Origin of the sequence: Bacteroides gallinarum DSM 18171 = JCM 13658, from assembly GCF_000374365.1 — a bacterium.
GTDB classification, from domain to species: domain Bacteria; phylum Bacteroidota; class Bacteroidia; order Bacteroidales; family Bacteroidaceae; genus Bacteroides; species Bacteroides gallinarum.
In genome coordinates this window covers 1-25,363 of record NZ_KB894142.1, presented here as the reverse complement: position 1 = coordinate 25,363, position 25,363 = coordinate 1, and the positions used below count along the sequence as shown (strand labels likewise).

At 42.0% G+C, this 25,363-nt stretch carries 21 protein-coding genes and 2 pseudogenes; 16 read left to right on the top strand and 7 right to left on the bottom strand.

The window, feature by feature from the left end; all coding sequences use genetic code 11:
- Window positions 1-13: 13 nt before the first annotated feature.
- The 6 genes from C233_RS0114785 to C233_RS0114755 all read right to left on the bottom strand — a co-directional run bounded on the left by C233_RS0114785 (window position 14) and on the right by C233_RS0114755 (window position 10,973).
- Entirely contained in the window at window positions 14-1,384 is a 1,371-nt protein-coding gene (locus tag C233_RS0114785) for a glycoside hydrolase family 43 protein (RefSeq protein WP_025068930.1), read from the bottom strand.
- 55 nt (window positions 1,385-1,439) lie between these two features.
- On the bottom strand, window positions 1,440-2,852 hold the full coding sequence (locus C233_RS0114780) for a glycoside hydrolase family 43 protein (RefSeq protein WP_018668347.1): 1,413 nt from the start codon (window positions 2,850-2,852) through the stop codon (window positions 1,440-1,442).
- A 12-nt stretch (window positions 2,853-2,864) separates the two neighbouring features.
- Window positions 2,865-4,589 (bottom strand): family 43 glycosylhydrolase, encoded by a 1,725-nt coding sequence (locus tag C233_RS0114775; protein WP_018668346.1) that lies wholly within the window; start codon window positions 4,587-4,589, stop codon window positions 2,865-2,867.
- Between the two features lie 3 nt (window positions 4,590-4,592).
- Window positions 4,593-6,596: a 3-keto-alpha-glucoside-1,2-lyase-like domain-containing protein gene (locus tag C233_RS0114770; RefSeq protein ID WP_018668345.1), complete on the bottom strand. Its 2,004-nt coding sequence runs from the start codon at window positions 6,594-6,596 to the stop codon at window positions 4,593-4,595.
- A 139-nt stretch (window positions 6,597-6,735) separates the two neighbouring features.
- A complete protein-coding gene (locus C233_RS0114765) occupies window positions 6,736-9,519 on the bottom strand; it encodes an AraC family transcriptional regulator (protein WP_018668344.1) in 2,784 nt (927 codons plus the stop codon).
- Between the two features lie 626 nt (window positions 9,520-10,145).
- On the bottom strand, window positions 10,146-10,973 hold the full coding sequence (locus C233_RS0114755) for a helix-turn-helix domain-containing protein (protein WP_018668343.1): 828 nt from the start codon (window positions 10,971-10,973) through the stop codon (window positions 10,146-10,148).
- A 315-nt stretch (window positions 10,974-11,288) separates the two neighbouring features.
- Here C233_RS0114755 and C233_RS0114750 point away from each other — a divergent pair, with 315 nt between their 5' ends.
- From C233_RS0114750 to C233_RS23710, 7 genes and pseudogenes are all read left to right on the top strand, one after another.
- Window positions 11,289-12,140 carry a helix-turn-helix transcriptional regulator gene (locus tag C233_RS0114750; RefSeq protein ID WP_018668342.1) on the top strand — a complete coding sequence of 284 codons (852 nt, stop codon included), beginning with the start codon at window positions 11,289-11,291 and terminating at the stop codon, window positions 12,138-12,140.
- 121 nt (window positions 12,141-12,261) lie between these two features.
- Complete coding sequence (locus tag C233_RS0114745) at window positions 12,262-12,855, top strand: DUF4251 domain-containing protein (protein ID WP_018668341.1); 594 nt, start codon at window positions 12,262-12,264, stop codon at window positions 12,853-12,855.
- A gap of 26 nt (window positions 12,856-12,881) precedes the next feature.
- Entirely contained in the window at window positions 12,882-13,289 is a 408-nt protein-coding gene (locus C233_RS24885) for a DUF4136 domain-containing protein (protein ID WP_025068931.1), read from the top strand.
- A 72-nt stretch (window positions 13,290-13,361) separates the two neighbouring features.
- Window positions 13,362-13,532, top strand: coding sequence for a hypothetical protein (locus C233_RS24880; protein ID WP_241217562.1), 171 nt, complete (start codon window positions 13,362-13,364; stop codon window positions 13,530-13,532).
- A gap of 11 nt (window positions 13,533-13,543) precedes the next feature.
- Window positions 13,544-14,182: an outer membrane beta-barrel protein gene (locus C233_RS0114735; RefSeq protein WP_051089651.1), complete on the top strand. Its 639-nt coding sequence runs from the start codon at window positions 13,544-13,546 to the stop codon at window positions 14,180-14,182.
- A 722-nt stretch (window positions 14,183-14,904) separates the two neighbouring features.
- Window positions 14,905-16,155, top strand: a complete 1,251-nt coding sequence (locus C233_RS0114730; RefSeq protein ID WP_018668338.1) for an ATP-binding protein — start codon at window positions 14,905-14,907, stop codon at window positions 16,153-16,155.
- Between the two features lie 239 nt (window positions 16,156-16,394).
- A pseudogene (locus tag C233_RS23710) lies at window positions 16,395-16,463 on the top strand (transcriptional regulator); the annotation flags it as partial.
- A 30-nt stretch (window positions 16,464-16,493) separates the two neighbouring features.
- Here C233_RS23710 and C233_RS25170 read toward each other — a convergent pair.
- Window positions 16,494-16,645: pseudogene (locus tag C233_RS25170) on the bottom strand (IS982 family transposase); the annotation flags it as partial.
- A gap of 117 nt (window positions 16,646-16,762) precedes the next feature.
- Here C233_RS25170 and C233_RS0114725 point away from each other — a divergent pair.
- The 9 genes from C233_RS0114725 to C233_RS22755 form a co-directional block, all read left to right on the top strand.
- Window positions 16,763-17,527: a hypothetical protein gene (locus tag C233_RS0114725; RefSeq protein ID WP_018668337.1), complete on the top strand. Its 765-nt coding sequence runs from the start codon at window positions 16,763-16,765 to the stop codon at window positions 17,525-17,527.
- A 317-nt stretch (window positions 17,528-17,844) separates the two neighbouring features.
- Entirely contained in the window at window positions 17,845-18,405 is a 561-nt protein-coding gene (locus tag C233_RS0114720) for a hypothetical protein (protein WP_018668336.1), read from the top strand.
- A 309-nt stretch (window positions 18,406-18,714) separates the two neighbouring features.
- Window positions 18,715-19,803, top strand: coding sequence for a ParB N-terminal domain-containing protein (locus C233_RS0114715; RefSeq protein WP_018668335.1), 1,089 nt, complete (start codon window positions 18,715-18,717; stop codon window positions 19,801-19,803).
- A gap of 111 nt (window positions 19,804-19,914) precedes the next feature.
- Window positions 19,915-20,625, top strand: a complete 711-nt coding sequence (locus C233_RS0114710; protein WP_018665966.1) for a hypothetical protein — start codon at window positions 19,915-19,917, stop codon at window positions 20,623-20,625.
- 59 nt (window positions 20,626-20,684) lie between these two features.
- The gene (locus C233_RS24175) at window positions 20,685-20,831 is read left to right on the top strand and encodes a hypothetical protein (RefSeq protein WP_154656048.1); all 147 of its coding nucleotides are present in this window, start codon (window positions 20,685-20,687) and stop codon (window positions 20,829-20,831) included.
- Window positions 20,824-21,573 (top strand): phage Gp37/Gp68 family protein, encoded by a 750-nt coding sequence (locus C233_RS0114705; protein WP_026314705.1) that lies wholly within the window; start codon window positions 20,824-20,826, stop codon window positions 21,571-21,573. Before C233_RS24175 ends, C233_RS0114705 begins: the two co-directional genes overlap by 8 nt.
- Window positions 21,574-21,638: 65 nt before the next feature.
- Window positions 21,639-23,111, top strand: coding sequence for a DNA primase family protein (locus tag C233_RS0114700; protein ID WP_018665968.1), 1,473 nt, complete (start codon window positions 21,639-21,641; stop codon window positions 23,109-23,111).
- A gap of 224 nt (window positions 23,112-23,335) precedes the next feature.
- Window positions 23,336-24,283: a BT4734/BF3469 family protein gene (locus C233_RS0114695; protein WP_018665969.1), complete on the top strand. Its 948-nt coding sequence runs from the start codon at window positions 23,336-23,338 to the stop codon at window positions 24,281-24,283.
- Window positions 24,284-24,287: 4 nt separating this feature from the next.
- Window positions 24,288-25,363 (top strand): DNA primase family protein (locus tag C233_RS22755; RefSeq protein ID WP_241217653.1); only part of this gene is annotated, 1,076 nt, incomplete at its 3' end.

The window sequence follows — 25,363 nt, the reverse complement described above, 5'->3', positions numbered from 1 at the left end:
TGTGGTAAATTAATCAGTTTGAACTCTTTTCTGTGAACATCCAATAGTCGAGGTTGAACAGTTCATGGGGAGTTTTACCTTTGAATATAAGGTATAAGTCGTGAACTCCTTTGGTTGTCTTTACTTTGGTGGAGTGTTGCTCCCAGCAGTCCCATTCTCCGGTATAGGGAATGTTCAGGATACCGATTACTTCGCCTTCGGGCGAATCGATTCTTAGCTCTATCTCTCCTCCATGATATCTGCTGGATGCGGAAGCGGTAAATCGTGAAGCGCCTTTTTGCCCGAAGTCCACATCGCGTACCTTGATATAATCGGTATTATGGATAGAGGTTATATATACTCCTTTTTCCTTGTCTGTGGCAGAGGTCACGCCTTGTGCCCATGCGATAGTCTCGGCTTCGGTGCGTTTGTACGGATTGAGTGTACCTACTCCTTTCTTGATTCCTTCATCGGTCATGTGCATTTGCGGTATGGTTCCGTCGGGGTTGTATGTAAATTGTTCTACGCATACCGACCTGCAATAACTATGTCCGCCGGGCAGTGCGTCGTTGTGGTAAAAGAAATAGGAGTTGCCTTTATAGTCTATTATTCCGGGATGATTGGTGTTGCTGCCTTTCTCCAACGGCATTACTACTCCCTGGGCTTTCCAGGGACCTTTTGCTGTCCGGGCGGTCGAGTAGTGTATGGATTCCGGAAATTCGGCTGCGTAAATCATATAGTACAGGTCGTTGCGTTTATATACCCAGGGAGCCTCTGTGAACTTTCCTACGAAGGCAGTCCGGTCGTCGATGTCGAACGCTGTTATCGGACTGCCCAGGGATACCATGTCCTCATTCAGCCTGGCCTGATAGCAAGCTCCGTTTCCCCAATAAAGGTATGCTTGCTTGTTACTGTCGATAAAGACGGTAGGGTCGAGGTCGTCCCACGAGTGTTTGGCGGCCGTAGTCATGTCATTGGTTACCAATGCTTGTCCCAGCGCATCCTTGAAAGGACCGTAAGGAGTGTCTGCAACGGCTACACCGATAGATGACCCCGGGTTGAATTTGTTTTGCGAGGATATATACCAGTAGAACTTGCCGTTACGTTCTATGCATTGTGCGGCACTGGCGTCACCGGCCGACCATTTGAAATAGCTCGTTTTCAGCGGTGCGCCGCAGTCGGTCCAGTTTACCATGTCGGTAGTGGTGTACAGCCGGTATTCTCTCATCAGGTATGCGTTGGAGGGGGCGTCTTTTTCATCGCATCCCACATAAAGGAATAGGGTGTCGTTGTGCACCATAGGCGCCGGGTCGGCTGTGTATTTGGTTTGGATAATCGGGTTTTGGGCTGTTGTCCAGAGTGAGCAAAGCCCTCCTAATAGGGTTAAGATACAGTTTTTTGTCATGGTTGTTACAGTTTAAAGTTGTTTTGAATAGGAGTGTTTATGGGGTATGAGGGTATCATCGTACGAACTTCCAGTAATCCATATGGGCGAAGTCTGCTTTATTGCCTTTGAATACGAAATACAAGTCGAATACGCCGGCGTTGGGGATAGATATGTCTGCGGCAATCGTTTTCCAGGAGTTCCAACCGCCCGTAGGAGTCACGTTCAGCGTACCTGCCAGCAATCCGTCTTCGCTTTCCAGGCGTATCTCGATGCTTCCGCCTTGGGGAGCGCCGCAGGAGATGAGAGCTTCCAGCCTGGAGATGCCCGCTTGGGTGAAGCTTACTCCTTCTACTTTTATGTAGTCTCCGTCGTTGGCGGAACTTACGACACGGTTGCCCGGTTCGTCTTTCCGGGCTTCGGTATCGATGCCCCAACCTTTTGCCATGGTTTCCGCTTCGTTTCGTTGGTACGGATTGATGTATTTTAGTTGGGGTAGGCCGTTACGGGTAATCGAAACTGTCCGGATAGTGCCGTCCTCGTTATGCACTAAGCGGTCTAAGCAGACACTGCGCATGTATTCGCGTGCGCGTTTGTCCGTCTCTCCTTTTATATAGGCTACTTCCCGGTTGTGGTATGCAATGTAGTATTCGCCTTTGTATTGGAAGATAGAATGATGATTGTTGAAGTCGTCATTGACGGGCGGGTTGGGCAGTATCAGTCCCGGTTGGGAAAAAGGTCCCATGGGGTGGTCGCTCATTACGTACTCTATGTTGGCTGGATAGCTGAAATGATGCCCGGCATACGAGTAATAGTATTTGCCTTTGTATTTGTGCACGAATGAGGCCTCGAAGAATCCCGGAGTGTCGGGATGTATGGCCTTGCCTTCAGTTTCCGTAAGGTTGTCTTTCAGCCTGATAATCCGTGAGTTGCCGGGGTCGCCTCCTCCGAAATAAAGGTATGCCTGGCCGTCGTCGTCTATCCATACGCTGGGGTCGAAACACCACATGCCCCATTGCCCGCTGCCGGGCTGTACTCCAGGGGTATCCATGCTTACTACGGGTTTGTCCTGATTGTCTGTATAAGGGCCGGTCGGGCTTTTACTGGTTGCCACACCGATACCTCCGCAGTTTCCGTTGCCGTAATAGAGATAGAATTGGCCGTTGTGGTGGATTACGCATGGCGCCCAGGTCAATTGGGCTCCCCATTTGGAGTCTTTGGCGTGGAACACTTCGCCGTGGTCTGTCCAGTTTTTCAAATCGTCGGTCGAGATACATGTGATGTCGTTCATAAAATATCCGTATCCTCTTTGGGGAGTGTAGGTATCGTGCGAGCAGAACAGGTACAGGCGCCCGTTGTATTCTATTCCCCACGGGTCGGCTGTGTACCGTTGCCAGAACAATGGGTAATCCGCCTTCATAACCGGCATGGAGAATAGGAACAGCAATAAAAAGAAAAGCGTTTTCTTCCTGTAAAAAGTGTACTTCATGGTGTTGTATATTTATTGAATGGTTTTGATTTCTTTTCCGGTAGTGATACCTGCTTCGTTGAAGCTGTCGATAGTGAAATAGTAGGCTTGGTCGGCGTTCAGTACGTTAATGGAGACGTTGTTGGCTTCGTACACCAGGTAGTTATGGTATAATTTGTCTTTCTGTGTACCGAACCGGATGTTGTATCCGGTAGCGCCGTCGACTTTGTCCCAGCTCAGGTTTACGGTTCTGCGGTTGCTGTCGTTCCTGGTCAGCTCTGTGAACCGGGCGGTGGCCGGAAGCGGCTTATCCGCTTTTCCGAACACTCTTAAACCGGAGATTGAGAACTTTCCGGAGGGGAAATAGATATTGGTTATGCGGATGTATCTGGCATCTGCGGGTGTGTCCAATTGGATATAGTCATTGGAGGCGTCTGTTTCGTTGTTCGCTTTGTCTACTAACAGGTTCCATGTAGTCCCGTCCTGGGAACCTTCTATCCGGTATCGGTAGTATATGGAATCCGATTTTCCCGATGCGGTAGCGTCCTGGTCGGCAAAGTTAACCTGAATGGCATGGACTTCGGAGTTCCGGTCTAAATCGACTGTCATGAATTCTCCCCGGTCGGCGGTCTTTGCACTCCACCAGCTCCTGATGTCTTCGTTTACTGCATTCTCTTTGGGATAGCCTTCCAGTGTAGAAGATACTTCCACTTTCTTTTTATAGGATAAGAGCATCCACTCCGGGAACAATTCTTGCGGGGAAGATATCTTTTTATCGGGAATAATCATCGGGTAGTCTCCCCATGCCGTGTATGTATAGAGCTCGCCGTCTTTGTCGAAAAAGGCGGGGTATAGGGAAATCCTTCTTTCGAACATATGTCTTTGCGAGATTGTGGAGGTTCCTATATTCCAATAGTTTCCATATATATCCTGGAATGTGCTGCCGTGTCCGGTTCCGTTGACGAAACCTTCGGGTTTGTAGGAGAAGGGGTTATGCTCGGATAAGGTGAACGGTCCCAGTGGATGTTCCGATACATAAACTCCGTTGCTGTAGCTTTTGAACTCTGTACCGGGTACTGCGTATTGCAGGTAGTATTTTCCTTTGTACCGGTTCATCCATGCGCCTTCGAGCCAGCAGGTATGTTTGTAGTTGGTATTGTAGTCTCCGGATACTTCCCAACCGTATTTCTCGGCATTGCTGTAGAATAGGGGAACGGCTTCTCCTTTGGGCATGAAGGTCTTTTTATCCAGTTCCATTCCCATTATGGGAGTGGCTGCACCGGAGCCGTAATATAGATATACTTTGTCGTTGTCCGAATCGTAGAACAGCATCGGGTCTGCCAGGATGTATGGGAACCGATCTGTCACCAGTTCCCATTTGCCGGATTTAGGGTCGGCGCTTTTATAAATCTTGTTGGTGGCGACGGAAGCCGTGAAGTAAATCTCTCCGTCCATTTCCATAACGGTAGGAGCGTATTTCTCTACCGGAAGGCTGTCGGCGGTTATTAAATCCCAATGAATGAGGTCTGTGGAGTGGAAATAGCCGCCGGATTTAGACAGGAAAAGGTAGTATTCTCCTTTGTATTTTATCATACTGGGGTCGGCTGCCTCACGCCAGGACGGGGAGTCGAGAGAAAAACGGTAACTCAGGTTCATCGGATTGCAGATTGTTTTAAAACTGTTTTCTTTTTCCCTGCATGCCGCCAGGAGAACGGATAATAGGGAAAGCAGCAGTAAGTACTTGGTCGTTGTTTTCATTTTCTATTTGATTTTTTCTATTTCAATATCCTTATAAATTACTTCACAAGCCTTGCCTTCGTGAATTTGTAAAGCGATGTACCCTGTTTGTGGAATTTTACCTATTTGTGTATCCGGGTGAGGATAGTCAGAGAAGGGCTCGATATAGTCCAATGTTTGTGTGCCATTCAGCCAGATGCGGATACGCGGACCTTCACAACGGATAATATATGAGTTCCATTCTTTGGGATTATAGTCTGGGTTTTTACAAAGAGGCGTACCTAAGAAATCCCACCGGCGCTGTTCATCGTAAAGCGCTCCTTTTTTCCATGAGATAATGTCTGCCTGATAACCTATCATTTCATGTTCTTTATTCTTTTCAGTTTGGGGTTGGCTACGGAATTGGATACCAGCGTTATATGTGTCATCTGTACAGTTAATTTTGAATTTCAAGCGGAGTTCAAAGTTACTGTATTCGCGGTCGGAACGTAGGAATTCATTTTTAGGAATATCCTTTTCTATATTTCCGCCGATAATGGCTCCTTCTTCTATGCGGAACCACTTCATGCTACTGTCGCCATTATTGCCAGTCCAGCCTTTGAATGTTTTTCCATTAAAAAGAGGTTTCCCCTTGAATTCTTTCAATATGGCTATTGGAGTGGAAGTCGCTTTTTTCTTTGTTGGTATCAGTGAAAGCCATTGTATATCGGGTAGTGCTTCTTTGTGTACCAGTCTGCCTTTCTCGTCTTTTGCTAAAGAGAGTTGGATACCTTGGAGTTTAATATCTATTTCTCCTGTAACAGGAATATTTATGACGCCTAAATCCGTTTCCCGGTATTCATTCCAATTGTTGGTCGGCTGAATCAGTGTGGCAAGCTGCTGTTGTCCTGCCGTAATAGTTAGGGCACTGCCCTGGTAGGGTTCAGCATACTTCATGCGTACGATGTAGTTTCCTTTCTTAGAGAAGGTGTTCCATGAAATAAGTTGCTCAGTATTATTCCAGCCATGTATTGTTGCTAATGTATCTTTATCATGTATCTTTAATCCACCTTCTGTCCGGGCGTTCTGTGCCCACAATTTTACAGTTTCATTTTTATTGGAGTTTTTCGCTCTCCTGTTTTCAAACAATTCTTTGCTAAGTTGATGAAGATAACCCACACTGGGAGTCACGTATTTCAACGGTTTATCCTGCTCTCTTTCATATTCGAATACAATAATAGGAGTAGCGCCTTTTTTATAAAGATAGGTTAGCAGTTCTTTAATTTGGGCTGTTCCCTCACCTAAGGCTACATCTTTTCCTTCTTTGTCGCAACGGTCTACATCACGAAAGTGAAAATGATACATACGGCCTGCATCGGTGTAGTTTTTAACAGCCTCATATACATTGGTACCATCACGCATAAAATGTCCTATATCGACAGAGGCGCCGATGTATTTACTCCTGTTTTTGCAATCGGCCAATACATCCACTGGGTTCCAATAGGGTGAACCATGTGCTTTGGGATGATTGGTCAGAAACATATAAACGCCATACTTTTGGCATAATTCGTCATAGAAGTCCATACTTCCCGGACCTTCTGCAATACGGACAGGATCGGTAGTCAAAGATACATTCCATTCTTTGCAGAATTGGAACAATTTCTCTGTTTGTCCGTTTTCTGCATCTTCTTTGCTTGGACGACAGTAGAATGAAGTAAGTGTTATATCCTTCTCCAGACATTTGTTCTTGATTTTTTGTTTAGTCTCTTCTGACATTTGCCATGGATTGAATCGCTCTTTTTTTCCCCTCTCTATGGTCTGCCAAATTGTAGCCTCTACATATTTCAGACCTAAATCCGCCGCTGCATCAATAGCGTCAAAAAGGGAATACCGGGTAAAAGTGTAGGACTGAATACCTACTTTCCAACCCACTTTGTCAAAGTCAGATGCAATGTTTGTTTTTTTATTCTGGGCATATCCGTTGGCGGTTGCCCCGAAACTGAACAGCATTATTAATATAAGCTGTAGATAATGTGACATGTTTTTCATACTATGGATAATCTGAAAGTTCTGCTTGCAAAGTTAGGGAAGGAGGCGGTGGAGAGGCTTTTCATTTTAGATATTTCATTTTGCATTTCAGATAAAAAGACTTGTATAATGGCCTCCGGGCTTGTTTGTGAGCGTCTTTTTAGATTTCGGTAGGTGTTTTCCCGAAATAGCTCTTGAAAGCGCGGCTGAAAATGCTGAGGCTTGAAAAACCGGAAAGTTCACTGACTTCGGTTACGGTATATTGGCCGGATTGCAGGAGTTTGAGGGCATGGTTCATCCGCACGGTCTTGATGAAGTCGGACGGCGATTGAGCTGTCAATGTTTTAATTTTCTTATATAGAAGTGAGGAACTCACATTCATGGCTGCGGCAAATTCTTCCTTTCCGAATTCGCTGTTGGAAATGTTTTCGTTGATAACGGTAATCGCCCGGCTTACGAACGGGTCGCCCGGTTTGCTCGGGAGTACAGGTTTTTTTTCCCTATCCGGTTCTGCTTGCGCCGTTTTTTCTTGCATAAGTGCCTGGGCAGCATCGGCTATAAGCCTGTCATTGGTGCTCTTTCGTTTCAGGCGGTTCGAATAGCTTCTGAAAGCATAAATGATATAACCGGTAATGAACAGGCCGATGATAGTTGCAAACCACCAGGTTTTCCAGAAAGGAGGCGTGACACGTATGCTTAGGCTCCGTTCATCTACAATTTGCGATAGCGAACTGTCGTACATCCTGATGTGCAGCTTGAAGTTTCCTCCGGGAAGGTTGGTGTAATTGATGAAGTGAAGTTCCGAGGGAGTGCTCCAACTGGTGTCCAAGCCTTCTAATAACCATGAGAATTTCATGTTTCCCGAGGAGCTTCCTATGGGAAGCAATTCTAATATGAAATTGTTCTGGGTGTAGTTAAAGACCAGGTTCTTCTGCTGATTGACGGGTGTGTTGTTTAATAAGCCGGGAATGGTACGTATGGAACGGCCTGCCACGGTGATATCCTGGAAAAAAATATGGCCTTGTGGGCGGGCGGGCTGAATATGTTCCGGGGTAAACATGATTGCGCCGTTGTTGGTTCCCCATATCAGCTTGCCGTTCTTCAACCGTGTACAGGAGTTGACGCGGAAAGTGGTGTTCGAAAGGGAATAGACGGATGTATAGGATTGGATTGCATTGTTTAAGATGTTGAGCCGGCACATGCCTTGTTCCGTACCAATCCATAAGAAACCGTTATCGAATAAAATGCTATTCACATAGTTGGATGTCAGCCCGGATTCCGTTGTAAATTTCTCGGCTTGCCGTTTGTCATAATCGTATTTTATCAGTCCGTCCCTGCAAGTGGCAACCCATACCGTATTGCCGGTTACTACTACATCCTGGGTCAGGCTGCCTTCGACTAAGGTTTCTACTGTTCCTTGTTTTTTATCCAATAGCAGTAAACCATAAGAGGTCGTGAGCAATAGTTTTCCCGGGGCAAGCTCGGCAAATGCGCTACTGACGGGTTGGACCGGGTATTCGCGGAAACGGTCTTCTTTTGCCAGATAGCAGGATAGCTTTTGGTTGCCGCTTATCCATACGTCGCCTTCTTTATCTACGAAAAAGTCGAAAATGAAATCGCCGGCAAATCCGGGAGTACCGGTCTTGGAGGAGTAGTGTTTAAGCGTTTTCCCGGTTTTCCTGTCCAGCAGATAGATTCCGGAAGAATAACTCCCTGCCCAGATATGTCCCTGGTTATCTTCGCATAAAGCCAGGAATACCTTTGCCTGTTCCGATTTGTCCTGGTAATAATGCGTCCACCTGCCGGATGTTGCATCCCAACGGCTTAGTCCATTGTTCGTTGCGAACCATATATGCCCTTCCCGGTCTTCGACAATCTTGTTTACATGGTTGTTTCCCAAGGAATTCGGGTTGTTTATCTGGTAGGTAATCGGAATAACCGGAGAATAGTTGTTTTCGAAGAAAGACAACTTTCCGGTGTAGGTAGCTACCCAGTTTCTCGATGCATCGCAAAAAATATCGTAAACTCCGTCGCCCCGGAGAGAGTGGGGATTATTCAGGTCTTCCTTATATATATGGAGTATCGTATCTCCTTTTTCACTGATATTCCAGATGCCTTGCCCGTCGATACCCACCAGTAGACTATTATTGGTGTCTTTTCTTATGGCAAGAACGGGCTGTTTCGGAAATCCCTTGATAGGAATGTCCGATAAGGAGTTACGGATTATATCGTAATAGAAAAGGCCGGCGGATTCGGTTCCAATCCATAAGCGTTTTAGCCGGTCGTCGTAGTATAGGCTGGATACCTGGAAGGGCTCTTTCCGGTCGTTGGAGAAAAGGGGTTTGCTTTCTAATGTTGAAGTATTCAATAATGAAATGCCTGCCGGTGTGGCATAGAACAGCCGGTTGCTGTCATAAAAGGTGAGGTATTTTGTATCTTCTTCCGGTTGTGTGATTTTAGTAAGGATGCCGCCTCCGTATTTGAATAGTCCGGTTGAAGAAGCAATCCAAAGGGTACTGTCCGTATCGGCAACGATAGTTCCTATCGTAATATGGTTATTTCCGGTTTTCTCCCGTAAGTCAATCAGAAAACAAAACTGGTCGGTAAGTTCGTTGTAGTGGAATATCTGGCCGTTATTGGTATAAGAGAACAGTTGTGGATTGCTGTAAGCCAGCTTAACGAATACGAAGTCGGTGGTTTTACAGGGGAGTTCATAATTGCGGCAGTCTCCTTCTGTCACTCTTAGAACACCGGTTTTGGTGGAAGTCCAGATAAAACCGTACTGGTCTTTACAGATAGAGAATGCTTCTCCCGAGGTTATTCCGTATATATCGCTGATGTTATAGAATTTGGTATTGGTTGAAAAAGAATTCAGGCTTATGAAAAGCAGGGCAAGCAGCAACAGCCTGGCTCTTTCTTTTAATATGACTGGATTCTTTTCCATGAGGAAGTATTCCTTTTGCGGAGCGTACCGGAATCGAACCGGTCACTTCGATACTGTTAATGTCGGTTTTGTATTGGTTATCAATTAGCTATCTTTGAAGAAGTAACAAATTGGGGTAATATTCTTGCTACAAAGATATAAAAATGAAAGCAAATCACAACCAAAAATTAACTGTGTTGGTTGAAAATACACTGTTTCTAATAGTTCAAAGATACTAATATGAAAGCAAATCATGACCCGGCAGAAAACGGATATACGCGTGTCGCTACTGCTTTTAATGGCTCAAAGAATAAATTCGGTATATTGGGAATAGTCCGGTGGGGCATTCTGTAATAGCGGGCATGAAGATTGGTTGCGTCATTCTTTATATTACTCGGAACGGAAAGCCGATAGGTTTAATCTTTTCCGTAGTCGTTTCCTTTTTTTCCGTCATATCTTCCATAAGTATGGATTTAATGACGAAATTAGAGATGCCGGAGTCTTTTCTTTTTGAGAACAAATAACCCTGTTTTTATATCATTCAGCCTGTCTATCGTTTCCAGCTTCTTTTTTCTCTCATACTTTATACATGCAGATACGAAGTCCTCTTTACTTGGGAATTGTTCATATTATATAAATTTCATTTCCTATTTTGCAGTGCTTTCTTTTAATAGGATTGAAGGTTGTATACCGAAATACGCCTTGAAGCTGCGGGAGAAATGCGAGAAACTTTCAAATCCCAAATCTACCAAGCATTCCGATGGTCTGATTTTCTTTTCTTTTATAAGTATGTAAGCTTTTTCCAGCCGTTTAGCCAATAACCATTTTCCGGGAGTCGTACCGAAAGCTTTCTGAAAATCTCTGCGGAATGTAGATAAGCTGCGTCCGGAAGCCTGTGCCAGTTGTTCTAATGGCAGATTATCCTGATAATGGCATTCCATGAAATCTTTCAGATTAATTTTCTGTAAACAGTTCATTCGGGAAAACCAGTTATGTAATTCCGGACGGAGGTAGGTCAGGACATTTATACACTCTTGTATTTTAAGGTAGGTAAGTGATTGGTTAGCCCGGAAGTTGTTGTCGATACCAGCCTCGATGCCTGATATCAGGCTTTGAAGAAGTATATGATTGGGTACTGTTACCACATTTACGGATTCGTTTGCCATTTCTTTTGTTGTGTTTGTGGCGGTGGGAGGCGTAGTACGTAACAGATATTCCGTTACGGCATCTTCCGATATGCGGATATGTATTGTTTGCATGGAACTTTCCGTGCGGAATAAAATAGGCTCATTACGTGCCGATATCCAACCGCATCCTTTGCCCAGCGGATAATCGGTTTCTGAGGCGCACATCGTTCCCTCTCCCGAATAAACATACGAGAACAGAAAATCATCAAATCGGAATTTCATGGGACGTCCTTTAGCGAGGTTCACCTTATACATGATAGGGTAGTTGGGAAGTATTATATTTTTCATCTATAAGTATTCTTTATTATTCAGTCGTTTTCGGAGTAATATATGAGGCTGCGATATGATTGTAGAGCCATGTACCGGTGCGGTACGTTTTCTGCGGCAAAGTTCATAACATTCTACCATATCTTTTTGTCCGTTTCCATGTCTGGATTGTCCGGATAGTGACTAAATATCGATTGGGAGAATTCTGTTCTTTCGGATAACGGTAAGGCTCTTTTCTGCAAATGGTTTTGAATTCGACAGGCAAATCCATTACTGTTCATTTCGTGATATTTGCAGTCCGATAAACAATAATTTGCAAAATACCTTTATATTTGTATGAACTTACTTGTATTATACTCGATGCCGACCGATAAAGATATGGTTAACAAGTTTGGAATATGTCCTTCCACAAGGCATTTATCCGTATTATTTCCGGAAAAGGAAGTGGCACGGACTCCTCCGGACAAGATTTTCCTTGCTGTGGTCTTGCAGGGTGGGGCTATGGTTGAAATTGACGGAAAGAGCCAATTGATACATGCCGGAACATTGATATATCTGCATCCCAACCATTTGGTCAGGCAAATATCCCGTACAGAGGATTTCTTGTTTGAATATCTTTGGTTCGAGTTCGACTTCCTTTCGGATTTCCCTTTACTGTTAAAGGCCGATATTTCGGAATATGTAGGAAAAAATCCTTGCCTACAGCTAAAAGAGAAAGACTGCCGGTTAGTGAAGAACTATTATGATTTGATTGCAGAACGCTATCAGGAAAGTGATGAGCATATTGCCATTACCAAAGGATTGTTATTCTCCTTTATTCTTGAAATCAGCAGGCTGTACTCCGGTAGAAACGTGTCGGTTTCGAATACACGGCAGGATGAATTGACCGACCGTTTCTTTTTTCTGCTTCATCGGCATTATAGGGAGGAACGTTCGGTACAGTTTTACGCCGATAAGTTATATATATCGGACAAGTACCTGATGCGTGTGTTGAAGAAAGCCACCGGCCAGACGTTCCATTTCTGGGTGACTGAATTCGTTATGCGCGAAGCCAAGCTGTTATTGCGTTCGACGACTATCAGCATTACCGAGATATCGGAGAAACTGAACTATCCCAACCCCTCGTTCTTCTCCCGGGTTTTCCACCAATATGTGGGAATGACTCCGAAAGAGTACAGATATCAGTAATATAGGAGGATTCTGTAATCACAGGCTTTTACAGTCAAATAGCTTTGACACTTTCAGATAAGATTTTGTTGTCCGGGATGACGACTTTTGCCACCGTAAACAATTAAACATTTGATGATATATGGTAGCAAAATGTTTTAAAAGAATCCTGCTCCTCCTTTTTATGATAGGAGCGGTGCGGGGCAATGCCCAAGAAGGGAAGAAAAGCGAATTATGGCAATGGAAAGATTCCATTGAGGCTGCACGTTTAAGAGCCAGGCAGGAACGACATCTGATTGATTCGGTTGCCCATGCAAAGGCTGTAAATGCTTTGCAACGGAGAGAATTTGTTCTGGAAAGTGACGAACTGACGCTAAAGCACGGTGAGCGTGGCTATGTAAATTCTACCACGAACTTCGTTGCCCTGCATGACGGAAAAGCGACCGTACAGATTTCTCCGTTCCAATCGGGAGGAGGTCCTAACGGTGTGGGCGGTATTACGGTGGAAGGGATGCCCACCGGGTTGAAAATGGAAACAGACAGGAAAGGTGTCGTCCGCTTTTCAATGAATGTCACCGGGAATGGCATATCGGCGCAAGTGATAGTAGCGCTCAGTCCTTCGGATAGCCGTGCCACAGCGACGATTATCCCTAATTTCAACTCTCTCAATGCCACATTGGACGGCCAACTGGTTCCGTTCGAGGAAAGCTCTGTCTTTAAAGGAACAGCCTTTTAATCATTAAACAAATCAATCGAGAACATATGACAACTAAATTGTACATAGGGGTATTCATACTCCTAACAGGAACCCTATATTCCTGCCAGAAAGATGAAGAAGTGGATAAATTGGATGCCGATTACCGTGTAATGACCGATTATGATTCGGAAACGGATTTCAGTTCATTCCAGTCCTACTATCTGGCAGACAGTATTCTGTTCATCGGACAAGATGAGAAGCCTCAATATCTCGACAGCCTGCAAGTCAAACCTATTTTGGATGCTTGCCACCGTAATATGCAGGAGCGGGGGTACAGCCGTGCGGCAAGTAAAGAGAGAGCCGACTTAGGGTTGCAGATGACATATATTGCCAGTACCTACCATTTTACGGGATATACAGCTTCCCCTTATTGGTGGTGGGGATTTTCCGGTTACTGGAGTCCTTTTTATTGAGGTAACTGGGGAGCTTGGTATTATCCGCATCCAATCAGTTTCAGCGTCAGTACGGGAGCATTGCTGACGGATATGTTGAATTTGAAAGCCGAGCAAGGTGTTGGCAAGCGACTGCCTGTCGTATGGCAAAGTTATCAGACTGGGCTGTTGCATGGTTCCGATGTTTTCAATATCATATTGGCGGCACGTGGAATAGAACAGTCTTTCAAGCAATCGGAATATATTACCAACCACTCAAATTAAAGAGATAAATTATGGATACAGAAAGAATAAGAAAAAATATAATCAAGGGAGCGGCGTTATTAGTGCTTGCCCTTTGTCTCGTACCGTATACCGCTAAAGCCCAAATAAATCCGCGAGCTTATTATCAGGTCGGTTGGCAGTTCAACTTTCCGATAAGTTCCGGATTTACCGATAAAATGAACGACCTGGGGCTTTACCTGGATGCCGGTTATTATCTGACACCCAATATTTCGTTGGGAGGTTTCATCAATTTGAATACACGAAGCGGGTACATTCCCCGACAGACATTTACCGAGGGCACTGTTTCTGTGAATACAGACCAGGTACGTTCTTCCATTCAGATTCCGTTCGGGGCATCATTACGTTATCGTTTTATGTGGAAATCATGCTGGCAGCCATATGTCGGCGCCAAATTAGGTATAAACTATATGGAGGCCGAGTCCATTCAACAAATATATTCTTATAGTGACAAGTCGTGGGGCATCTATGCTTCGCCGGAAGTAGGCATCAATCTGTTTCCATTCAGGCATAAACATATAGGTTTCAATCTGGCAGCTTATTACAGCTATGCCGGTAACCGAGGCAAGGTATTCTATCATAGTATGGACGGAATGAATAACTGGGGTATTCGTGTAGGACTTACATTCTGAATATATAGGTAGTTCACTTATGGATGAACCGATTTCCTTTATTAATTCGGAGGGATAGAATTTCCACTCTTTTTTAGTTCGGATGGCATCTTTCGAATCCTATCGGGCGGAAGATGTCTTTTGCTTTACAGTAAGATTGGCAGTAAGCTCTTTTTGACTTTCTATTGCTAATATTGAAGCTATGCCGTTTTATACCGCTGCGAAGGTACAATTATATCGGTAAGGTACATAAAATAGGGGAATTATCTCTCAAAAATGGAGTGCTTAAAGAGGTGTTCTGCTAATATTTCTTCAAAAAGAAAGCCATTAACTGATTAATAGTTAACGGCTTATGTGGAGCGTACCGGACTCGAACCGGTCACCTCGACACTGCCAGTGTCGAAAGTTGTATTGATTATCAATTAGTTATATCTAAATAAGTAACAATTTTAGGTAACAGCCCTTTTTGCAAAGATATGGTTTTTTATTTGCAAATGAAAATATCTTTCAATATATTTTATAGACAAAAAAGGAATAGCTTTGTCTTTTGGCGGATAATTCTTTCAAGCAGAATCGTCTCTCTAATATATATATGATAGTGCCTGACAAGTCTATTCTTAACGAGTGCGGAATATTGTAATAGCGATTTCAACTAATTTATTTGATTTAAATGCTTGTATATTAAATGTAATTTGTAATTTTGTTTTCGAAATTATGTCACATGTGACAAAAAGTGGAAAAATATGATAGTGAATAGAAGCATTTATATAGATAAACTGTTACGTTCCAAAGAAAATGGTCTAATAAAAATAGTTACCGGGTTAAGGCGTGCGGGAAAATCATTCTTGTTGAAAACACTTTTCCGACAAAGGCTCTTTGAAGATGGCGTGGCAGAAGATCATATTCTTATCATTGATTTAGAAAGTCGAAAATTCAAGGCTTTCAAGGATCCGGATTATTTGTTGGATTGGGTAGATGCCCAGAAAAAGGACGATAAAATATATTATCTAATCATAGATGAGGTCCAAAATATAAATGATTTTGTGGAAGTGCTTTCTACGCTTTCTGTGACGGATGGATTGGATGTTTATGTGACAGGTTCCAATTCTCATTTTCTTTCGTCTGATGTAGTTACTGAGTTTCGAGGTAGGGGTGATGAAATTCATGTATGGCCTTTGTCGTTCCGGGAATTCATGTCTGTCTATCAAGGAACGAAAGAAGATGCTTGGGCTGAATACATAATGTATGGGGGGCTACCACAGCTGCTGAATCAAGATGGAGATGACAAAAAGACCGATTTTCTCTGTAGGCTGTATAAGACAGTGTACTTGAGAGATATATATGAAAGGAATAATATTGAATTGAAGACTGAATTTGAGGAAATTTCTAAAACCTTAGCGTCAAGTATCGGTGCTCCTGTAAATGCTCAGAAAATCTCCAATACATTTAAATCTGTTGCAAAAGTCCAAGGCGTTTCCGATAAGACGGTCAATACGTATATGGGCTATATGCAGGATGCTTTTCTGATAGAAAAAGCTGAACGCTATGATATAAAGGGTAGGAAATATATTGGAAGTCTCTATAAGTATTATTACCAGGATGTCGGTTTGCGCAACGCCATTCTTTCTTTTCGTCAGAATGAGCCTACTCACTTGATGGAGAATATCATCTACAATGAAATGCGAATGCGCGGTTGGCTGGTTGATGTGGGCAATATACAGCATCGTGAAAGGAACGAGGATGGAAAGCAGCAAAGGGTAGTATTGGAGGTTGATTTCGTTTGCAACAAAGGGAGTGAGCGTGTTTATATTCAATCTGCATGGCGTTTGTCTGATGCTGGCAAGCAGGAGCAAGAGAAACGTTCACTGAAGCAAGTACCAGACTCGTTCAGAAAGATAGTTATCGTTGGTGAACATACGAAACCATGGACGGATGAGGATGGAATCCGTACTTTAAGCATATATGATTTTTTGCTTAATGATGAATTGTTGTAAATTGCAAATTTTTTATATGTAGTAAAAGAGATACTTGAGGCAGACATTGAACGGTTACTAATATAAATTTTACAATCTATAAAAACACAAAAAATATATAGTTGAGACTTGCGTTTTATGCAATCATTACCAAATATGGATTATATACCTGTTTTATTTAAAAACTACTATTGAATTCATATTTTTTCATCAATACATTATAGAGTAAAGGTTGCTATATTTATATGATATATTGAGGTATGACAAAGACAACAATGGGAACCAAGTTGCCAAGGAAGCTGGAACAGAAGATGCAGATTGTAGGTGAATAGATCAAGTTGGCCCGACTGCGTAGGAGGCATCATAATTTCAGCATTACTCATGCAATAGGGCTTGTTGTAATACTTATGTTTCTTGTCTTCAATTATGTATTTTTTTGTTACAACACAAATTCCTTGTAAAAATCATTTGTCATACAATAAATCTCTGTAACTTTAACCTCTGAAAACATAGTGGTAATTGTTTAAATGTTGTATTTTAGTATTGTATTTAATACTTTTATTGCTATGCTCTATTTTTTAACGATATATTTATCTTCTTATATCGAATTTACGTTAATTGTATATATATGAAAGAAATAGCAATACAGATTGAACAGTTAGAATGCTTATTAGATTCTGATTTACATATTGTTTCATATTATAAAGATTCCTTGTTTCGAGGAGAAGCATTAATATATGAACGGATAGCACTTCACTTAGAAGCTTTAGGATACTCAATAGAATTTGCCCGTGCCCATATAGCCTTTTCTATGTGGTACTACGCCACATTGGTGAATTATGATCTATACGCAAATGCTGGAATAGGAAATGAATATTACCTACGTGTTTTAGACATTATTAAAAGTGAATGTACTAGTATGGGCGTTGATTGTGATATTCATGTCATAAAAGAACTTGCAAGTATTTTGCATTGGAAAAGGATGTTGACGTTAGCAGAAAGAAATCCTGGATTCATCGCAAAGATTGAAAATGAAATTTTCAATCTTTGGAATCTCATTTGCCCAAGCCGTTGGGAGTTCTATAATATCCGTAAATATATGGCGGGAAAAATAGAATCCAATTCTCCAATTCTTAATAAAACTTTACTAGATGCCATTGTAAGTGAAAAATTGCAATTAGATAAAGGAGAACAATTAAGGAACAGTTTACTCCGAAATTTTGTTAAATTGTTTTGTTTTCGGTTTCTTGTACAAGAAAATATATTAGCGGATCTCATTTTTGAGTCTCTAGAACATTTTATTCCATTTAAATTCAATTACAGAATAGAATCAATAGCTGATCCATTAATTTTCATAATAAATCGTATAAAAAACGGAAAAAAAATGCTATAGAATTATATACCCATGTCAAAGAGGAGGAGACCATAGCACTTTTTATAAGTGACATTGAATCTCCCCATCCTTCTCTCTTTGTAGAATGTAAAACCCTTATTGAGTTCGCAAAACAGTGGGAAGAATGGAAAAACTTACAAAATCCTAAGCAAGAAGAGTTTCAGTATTTGATCTATGCTACTATATTTAAGTTGAAAAATAATGAAGAATACTATACCTATTGCTATAATCAATTATATAAAGATGAAGAGTGTCTGAAATTCCTTAATGACCTATGTCTATTAAAGGAATTAAGTTCAAGATGCCCTCAAAAAGATATGAAAATATACTTAGAAACTAGAGGCCGTGGAGAACATGCGGAATTTTTTGAAGATGAGAAAAGAACGTTTTATGATGCTGATCCTCCTCGTGATATCAAGACAATGTTAATTAACTTAGATTTACCAGGTCTCACTCCTATTCAAATGGATTGCCCAGAATCTTTATGTGATAAGTTAGAAGAAATAAACTTTGCGATAAAGCGATATTGTAAATTAGGACAAAACTTTGAATATTTTTTCGGTAATGGGGAATGGGATAAAGACAAAGGTTCGTATTTGGAATGGTCAACCGATTGGAATGTACTCAGCTATTTCCTGAGAGTATTATATAAAGGTTATTTAACAAAGAACGGGACAATTGATGTCTCCAGTCAAATGCCCAAAGGTATTTGGAAAAACGCTACCAAGATTTTTAAAGACAAAAATGGTAAAAGCCCTAGTGAAGACACATTAAAAAAAATGACTGTTAAAGAGCATTTAAAAAGAAGATATGCAGAAAGAATAAACGAAATAATGAAACCTATACTAAAAGGAACACGTGAAAAAGGTGAACAATGAATTGTAAGTTTTATATAAGAGCGACCTCATTACGGAGGTTGCTTTTTTTTATAACCGAATTTCGACCGAACAAAACACTACTTCTAACCGAACTGGAAACGAGTTTTTGCATATAGATTGCAAATTCTATTGATAATCAGATGTGTTATGAAAAACAATAATGATATTTGTAGCATATTAAACAAGAAGAATGGCATAACTAATAAAAACAGATGAAACAAGTGAAGCAAGAAAATAAGGAAATCTTAGGTAACTAATTTTAAGTATAATAATTTTTGTTCTAGAAACAATAATAATTATGGAAAAAAAATGATTGATGAAGCAGTTTCTACACACGATTTGCAGGAAGCAAGTGTGAAAAAAAACGCTGTAGAGGATGAATGTCTACAGGCAAGTGTATCTGCCGGTGATACACAACAATCTAATTCAGAAGCAGACAAGGAAGATACTAAAAAAACAGTCTCCCGGAAACTGACGAGAGGGATGAACTATGCCTTATCCGTATTACTTGGGATGGGGTATTCTTTCGGGCGCATCAGGATTAACCGTGATATAGATCAGAAGCAGGTCAAGAAAAAGATAACCTCTATTTTGGCTTGTAACGGTACCATTTCTCCATTCCTCGTAGTCCCTGCCATCGTTTGTCTAAAAGCAGGACTGGAACTGGAGGATTCTGACGGAAATTCGATCACAGAAGAGACTCCAGACCTTGATCTTATTCTTATTGTGATTGACGGCCAACACCGCATGGAGGCTCTCAGACAGTTGAATAAGAAATTAAGAAAAGAAGGTAAAGCAGAATATGAGGGTTATGTTTATCTCCCTCTTATAAACGATTATGATGTTCCTACGCTGTTGAGAGAAGCCAATTCTGCAACAACTCCCTGGGATGGAATGGATTGGTTGACACAGCTTCTTGCTACAGCTCAAGAAAAAGGAATATCCACTAAAAAATTGGAGTGGGTCAAGGAGAAAGCCAAAAGTGGGTCCGATTCCGCTGCATGGTCTTGGGTGAATGGAGGAAAAACCAATTCAAAAACGACCTGTATCAAAGCTTCAACCAATACTCAAAAGCTGGAAGAACTGGCAGACGTTACTTCTTTCGAGGAGGACAAGAGACTCTATGAAGCCGCAGCCAAGTCTTTTGAAGGGAATTCAGCCAAAGTACTCGGTTGGAAAGTGCTACCTGAATGGGTCTATAGGCAATTGGACTCCCTGATAAAAAAGGATATGAAACGAAGTGAGGCTATGAGTTTACTGATTACATTTCTGGAAGGCTTAGGCACTAGTAATGCACAGGAAATAAGCCAGATGAAGAAGAGTTCAAATCAGAGTAAAGACAATATGATCATTGCCAAGTTGAACGAACTCTTTGCTGACTTTCAATCTCAAATGTAAAGAAAGCTGCTCATCATGTGAGAGGTGGTGGGAAGTAAAAGATAACCTGTGGTGAGACAGACTATATTATTGATCCGGTGAGAAAAAAATAAAATTTAAAACAGTAAAACAATGAAATCAAAGAAAAAAGTAACCAGATTCTTGACTACTGATCCATTTGAACCGACAGACAATAGTGTTTACTTGGAATATCGTTCGGAAATGGAAGAAAAACTGAAAGATCCAAAGAACCTGACCTGTTCTTTTGTGATTGAACAGCTAAAAGGAATGTACAACTATTACCGCTGGGATGTTTTCTGTTGGCTTATCCAGAACTATCCTTTCCATGATGAGGAGGTACGTTCCCTGTTCAAGTTCTCATGGTTGTTCAGTGCTCCTGATGTGAGAGCTACAGAGTTGTTGAATTGCTATATAGACAACAGATTGCTGATGACTGAACTGGAGCAGAAGGAACTGGGTAATCTGCCATCAGAAGTCACTATTTACAAAGCAGTTCCCCTTAGAGACATGGAAGTGTCTGACAATGAAGAATGGGATCCCGGCTTTGATTGGAAGTGGTCTTTGGATTTGAGGAAAGCAGCGTTTATTGCCCATTCCCTGAAAGATGATTATATCGTCATATCAACGAAAGTGAAGAAATCAGAAATACGGGCATTGTTTCACGGGGTTGATGCCACTTATGAGCTGATTGCAGAGGGAAATTGTAAGGAGAGAGATGAGTATGGAATAGAAACATACTATCCAACAGAATATTTAGAATCCCATCCTTATCTTCACGAGCCTATCACGGAAGAGGGAATATATCAACGCTGTGGATTTTAGCCAGACCTTGAATAAAGTAAGTATAGGCGCCTGCTTACTTTTAAAATAATCAATGATTTATGGAAAGACTTGTCCTGACAGGAAACTCAGTGTTTTCTGCCATAGTCCTTCTTATGCCTGAAAATATCCCGGGCATAAGATGTAAGGGACTTAAAAACAGGAGGATATCAATAATAAATTTAAAAAAGACAAGAAATAATGAGTAGTAACAGTAAAATCTCCTGGACTGAAACCACCTGGAATCCTGTAAGTGGTTGTAGCCCAATCAGTGAAGGATGCAGGAATTGCTATGCAAGAGTAATGGCCGGACGTCTGAAAGCGATGGGGCAGACCAAATATCAGAACGGCTTTACTCCGGCCATACATCCTGAATGCTTGAACGAGCCATTCGGATGGAAAGGTAAAAAACTTGTGTTCGTGGCAAGCATGGGCGACCTCTTCCATAAAGACATCCCTTTTGACTTTATAGACAAAGTTATGGAAGTCGTCGGTCAGTGTCCCCGGCATACATTCCAAATCCTGACTAAACGGGCTGACAGGATGTACGGGTATTTTTCAATCCGCACCATTCCTGAAAATGTCTGGCTCGGTGTGACAGTGGAGAACAGGACGGTGAAAAGCCGTATTGATTACCTGAAAAAACTGGATGCTCCGGTACGGTTCCTAAGCTGTGAACCTCTGCTGGAAGATTTGGGTACACTGGATTTCTCAGGAATAGACTGGGTTATCGTTGGTGGTGAATCGGGAAACAGGGCAAGAAAAGTGGAAAAGGACTGGATTCTGAACATCAAATCCCAATGTGATGCAACTCCGGGTGTAGCCTTCTTTTTCAAGCAATGGGGTACTTGGGGGGCTGATGGTGTAAAACGCAGTGCCAAAGAGAACGGATGCCTGCTGGACGGCAAAGAATATCATGCTTATCCTATCCCAAGAAAGATAAATCCATAAGTGAGTAATTAACCAATGAAGCTGGGGCCTTTTCATGGGTTCAGCTTCATTTATAAAAAAATATAATGAAGAGACAGAAAGAAATACTGGAAGAGATCCTTTCCGTACTGTACAAAACGGACTTCAAGAAAGCTTATGCCTCGGACTTGTATGACAGATGTGAGAAAGAGAGCGATCCGGATGTGAAAAAGCTGTTGCAGGATAAGATTTATTCCATTCAGATTACCGATGAGATCAGGTCTGTCCTTATTTCCGAAAAGGTGAAGGAGACTGCTAAAAAGACAGGTTATGGTCTGGCGATCAATCAGGACAGAACCGCATACATATATAATAAGGTGTATTGGGAGGTTATACCCGAACTTGAATTGAAACACTTCTTTGGTGAGGCCCTGAAGAAAATGGGAGTGGACAAATACACCGCCATGAATGTCAGGATAGCGAATAAGCTCTATGAACAGGCCTGCTACTCTCTCTATAACCCGGTCGAACGGGAACAGGGTGTGATAAAGATCAATCTGGGCAACAAGAGCCTTATTCTCAGTGATGATGGAAGTGTGAAGGAGCAGGAGCATTCGGCTGATGATTATTTCTTCTATGTCCTTCCTTATGAGTATGATCCCAAAGCAACTTGTCCCATGTTCCATAAGTTCCTGGAGGAAGTATTGCCCCAACCGGATGTCAGACAAGTATTGAAGGAGTTTGTCGGCTGTTGTCTTAATTCTGATATAAAACTGGAAAAGGTCTTATGCTGTATCGGAACCGGAGCAAACGGAAAAAGTGTATTCTTCGAAACGATAATGGCTGTATTGGGAGAAGAGAATGTCAGTTCGTATAACATTAATTCCCTATGTGACGATAAAGGTTACTCCCGGATCATGATTAAGAACAAGCTTCTGAACTACAGCAGTGATTTCAACGGTAAGATATGGGGTAACGGTATCTTCAAACAACTGGCCAGCGGGGAACCTGTTGAAGCCAGAAGACTGTATCAGGAACCGGAAATGGTGAAAGGATATGCAAGGCTGGCCTTCAACTGCAACTCCATTCCGACAAGCTCAGACAGCTCCTATGGTTTCCGAAGGAGACTGCTGATGATTCCTTTTAATGTAAAGATAAGCAGGGACAAGGCTGACCCGGAGCTTGCCAAGAAACTTCGGTCTGAACTCCCCGGTATCCTGTTATGGGCTATTGAAGGTCTGCAACAGTTTATCAGAAATGGAAAGAAACTCAGTCATTCTCCCACTATCGAAGCTATGGATCAGGAATATAAGGAAGATACAGACAGCGTTGCCATGTTCCTGACTAACAAGAATTATATCCCTTGCACTGATAAATTCGTGAAACTGGGAGACCTCTATAATGAATACAAGGATTACTGCAAGGCTAACAGTCTTCGTTCCGAGTCAAAGGTAAATATGAAGAGTAAGCTGAAAGATGAAGGATATACAATCGAGGAGAAGGATAAAAAGGCTGCAAAGGTCGGTATAACGAAGTCCGTTCCTTCTGTTGTCCCTCCATCCACTCCTTTTGATTCTTAAAACCTTCTTTTCTTTCCCACCTCAAGAAGGAGAGAGCGGTAATGTCGGGGAAAAGCGGGGAAACAGGTCGGAAATGATGTTTTTTTATAACTTTTTCAATTTTATCTGTTCAAAAATTAATCAAAAAACAGGTTTTATAGTTTCCCCGCCCCGCTTCCGCTCCTTTTCCGCTCTTGAGGGAGGGAAGAGGAAAGATAAAATACTTACCAATTAATATTTAAAGTATGGAAGCAGATAAAAAAACTGAAGTAACAGTATTTAAACAAAAGCCTTACAGTGAGGAATATATTACCCCTCTGACCGGTATGAAAAGATTTAGAGTCATGGAATATCCTCCGAACCATGTTGATATTGATCTGGTATTGGATATTATCAGGCAGGAAAAGTTGAAAGCCGGGATTGATACGATGAGAGCTTTCCATGCCAGTGATCATCCAAAGTATTCTGAACTTAAAGAGAAACTGCCAATCTGTCTTTTTGCCGGAACATTCGGAAGATTCTGTAATGATGCCCTTATCACTCCTTCCGGTCTTGTCGTCATTGATTTCGACAGGATACCGGTTCAAGAGCTGTCTGATGTCCGGAATATGCTGATAAAAGATCCATATACCTATGCCGCATTCCTTTCTCCTTCCGGCAGGGGATATAAGGTTCTTGTCCGTGTTGCCGATAATATTGATAATACAAGTCATAATGAATATCTTGATGCTTTGAGGGATTATTATAACTCTCCGTTCTGGGATGAGAATTGCAAAGGGATATCAAGGGCGTGTTTTCTCAGCAGTGATCCCGACCTTTATCTGAATCGGAACAGCAAAGTATGGACGGTCAGAAACCCCGGTTCCCTGTCTCTTCCTCCTCCTTCTTCGGCTAACCCAATAGAACCGTTGGAATTCAAAAGCGGTTCCCCCGGTGAGATTGATAGGATCATAAATTTTCTGGAAGGTGGATTCTATAGATACCCAATGACTCCTGGAAGAAGACATGACTCGACCTTCAAAAGAGCCAGGGAACTTGCTGAGTGGGGATTATCAGAGAGCATTGCTTATGCGAATTTGAAAGAATATATAGCTCCTGATTTTCCTGAAGCAGAACTGGGACGTGAAGTCAGGAAGGCTTATGAGTGGGTGGACGGGAAAGGTAAAATCGGCAGTAAATATAGAAAACTTTAAAATCATGAACTACAGACGTTTATTACGGAATGTAATTAATTCTATTTCCCTAGAAAGTATTCCGGATACAAAGGACGGTATTGTTAAGGTTTGTAACGATATACAACAGACAGCAATAGGTATCAATCATCCGTTCCAGACTTTTGAGGACCAGTGTGTCTATTGTTACACCGGAACATATTGGGTAAGGATTGAGGATTTTGACCTGAAAGTCTTTCTTAAATATGCCTATGAAAAGATGTCCGGAAATAAAATCAAAGCTTCGCAAAGGGAAACCGTAGAAGGATTGTTCAAGCAGTTTCCATATACGGTCATGGGCCTGACAACGGGACAGGACAAGGAGAAGATAAATTTCCTCAACGGTACGCTTGAGCTTAAAACCGGGAATCTGATGCGGCATTCATATCAGGACTATTTCAGGTATGTTCTTCCTTATAATTATGATCCTGACGCCACGTGTCAGCTGTTTATGAAGTACCTGGACAGAGTGTTGCCGGACAAGGATACTCAGAAGGTGCTGGCTGAATATACAGGTTGGATTTTTACCTCCCTGAAACTGGAGAAGTGTCTTTTTCTCTATGGTTCAGGACGGAATGGCAAGTCCGTGTTCGTTGATATTGTCGAGTCTCTCCTGGGTAAAGAGAATATTTCCCATGAATCCTTATCGGATATGTGTGGCGGGAATGGAGACAGAAGCAGGGCTAACCTGTCAGGGAAACTGTTGAATACCTGTTCTGATGTTGCCCCCAACGCTTTTTCAGGAGATATATTCAAACGTATCGCAAGTGGAGAACCGATCAGTACCAGGTTGTTATATAAGGATGTGGCGACACTGACAGACTATGCCAAGATGATTTTCTGCCTGAATGAGCTTCCAAAGACCAATGACAAATCGAACGGATATTTCAGGAGGTTTCTTATTATACCTTTCAATATCCAGATTCCCAAGTCGGAAGTCGACCCGAAACTGGCAGAAAAAATAGCCTCCACTGAACTGCCCGGCATCATGAACTGGGTACTTGAAGGAAGGAGACGGTTAATAGCTCAATCCGGTTTTACAGAATCTTCCTTATGTCAGAA

Coding starts and splice junctions, on each gene's coding strand:
- C233_RS0114730 (WP_018668338.1), top strand. CDS start 14,905: ATGATAGTGAATAGAAGCATTTATATAGATAAACTGTTACGTTCCAAA.
- C233_RS0114765 (WP_018668344.1), bottom strand. CDS start 9,519: ATGGAAAAGAATCCAGTCATATTAAAAGAAAGAGCCAGGCTGTTGCTG.
- C233_RS24885 (WP_025068931.1), top strand. CDS start 12,882: ATGACAACTAAATTGTACATAGGGGTATTCATACTCCTAACAGGAACC.
- C233_RS0114715 (WP_018668335.1), top strand. CDS start 18,715: ATGATTGATGAAGCAGTTTCTACACACGATTTGCAGGAAGCAAGTGTG.
- C233_RS0114770 (WP_018668345.1), bottom strand. CDS start 6,596: ATGAAAAACATGTCACATTATCTACAGCTTATATTAATAATGCTGTTC.
- C233_RS0114755 (WP_018668343.1), bottom strand. CDS start 10,973: ATGAAAAATATAATACTTCCCAACTACCCTATCATGTATAAGGTGAAC.
- C233_RS0114695 (WP_018665969.1), top strand. CDS start 23,336: ATGGAAGCAGATAAAAAAACTGAAGTAACAGTATTTAAACAAAAGCCT.
- C233_RS0114705 (WP_026314705.1), top strand. CDS start 20,824: ATGAGTAGTAACAGTAAAATCTCCTGGACTGAAACCACCTGGAATCCT.
- C233_RS0114700 (WP_018665968.1), top strand. CDS start 21,639: ATGAAGAGACAGAAAGAAATACTGGAAGAGATCCTTTCCGTACTGTAC.
- C233_RS0114750 (WP_018668342.1), top strand. CDS start 11,289: ATGAACTTACTTGTATTATACTCGATGCCGACCGATAAAGATATGGTT.
- C233_RS0114720 (WP_018668336.1), top strand. CDS start 17,845: ATGAAAATATACTTAGAAACTAGAGGCCGTGGAGAACATGCGGAATTT.
- C233_RS0114725 (WP_018668337.1), top strand. CDS start 16,763: ATGAAAGAAATAGCAATACAGATTGAACAGTTAGAATGCTTATTAGAT.
- C233_RS24175 (WP_154656048.1), top strand. CDS start 20,685: ATGGAAAGACTTGTCCTGACAGGAAACTCAGTGTTTTCTGCCATAGTC.
- C233_RS0114775 (WP_018668346.1), bottom strand. CDS start 4,589: ATGAAAACAACGACCAAGTACTTACTGCTGCTTTCCCTATTATCCGTT.
- C233_RS0114785 (WP_025068930.1), bottom strand. CDS start 1,384: ATGACAAAAAACTGTATCTTAACCCTATTAGGAGGGCTTTGCTCACTC.
- C233_RS0114710 (WP_018665966.1), top strand. CDS start 19,915: ATGAAATCAAAGAAAAAAGTAACCAGATTCTTGACTACTGATCCATTT.
- C233_RS0114780 (WP_018668347.1), bottom strand. CDS start 2,852: ATGAAGTACACTTTTTACAGGAAGAAAACGCTTTTCTTTTTATTGCTG.
- C233_RS0114745 (WP_018668341.1), top strand. CDS start 12,262: ATGGTAGCAAAATGTTTTAAAAGAATCCTGCTCCTCCTTTTTATGATA.
- C233_RS24880 (WP_241217562.1), top strand. CDS start 13,362: ATGTTGAATTTGAAAGCCGAGCAAGGTGTTGGCAAGCGACTGCCTGTC.
- C233_RS0114735 (WP_051089651.1), top strand. CDS start 13,544: ATGGATACAGAAAGAATAAGAAAAAATATAATCAAGGGAGCGGCGTTA.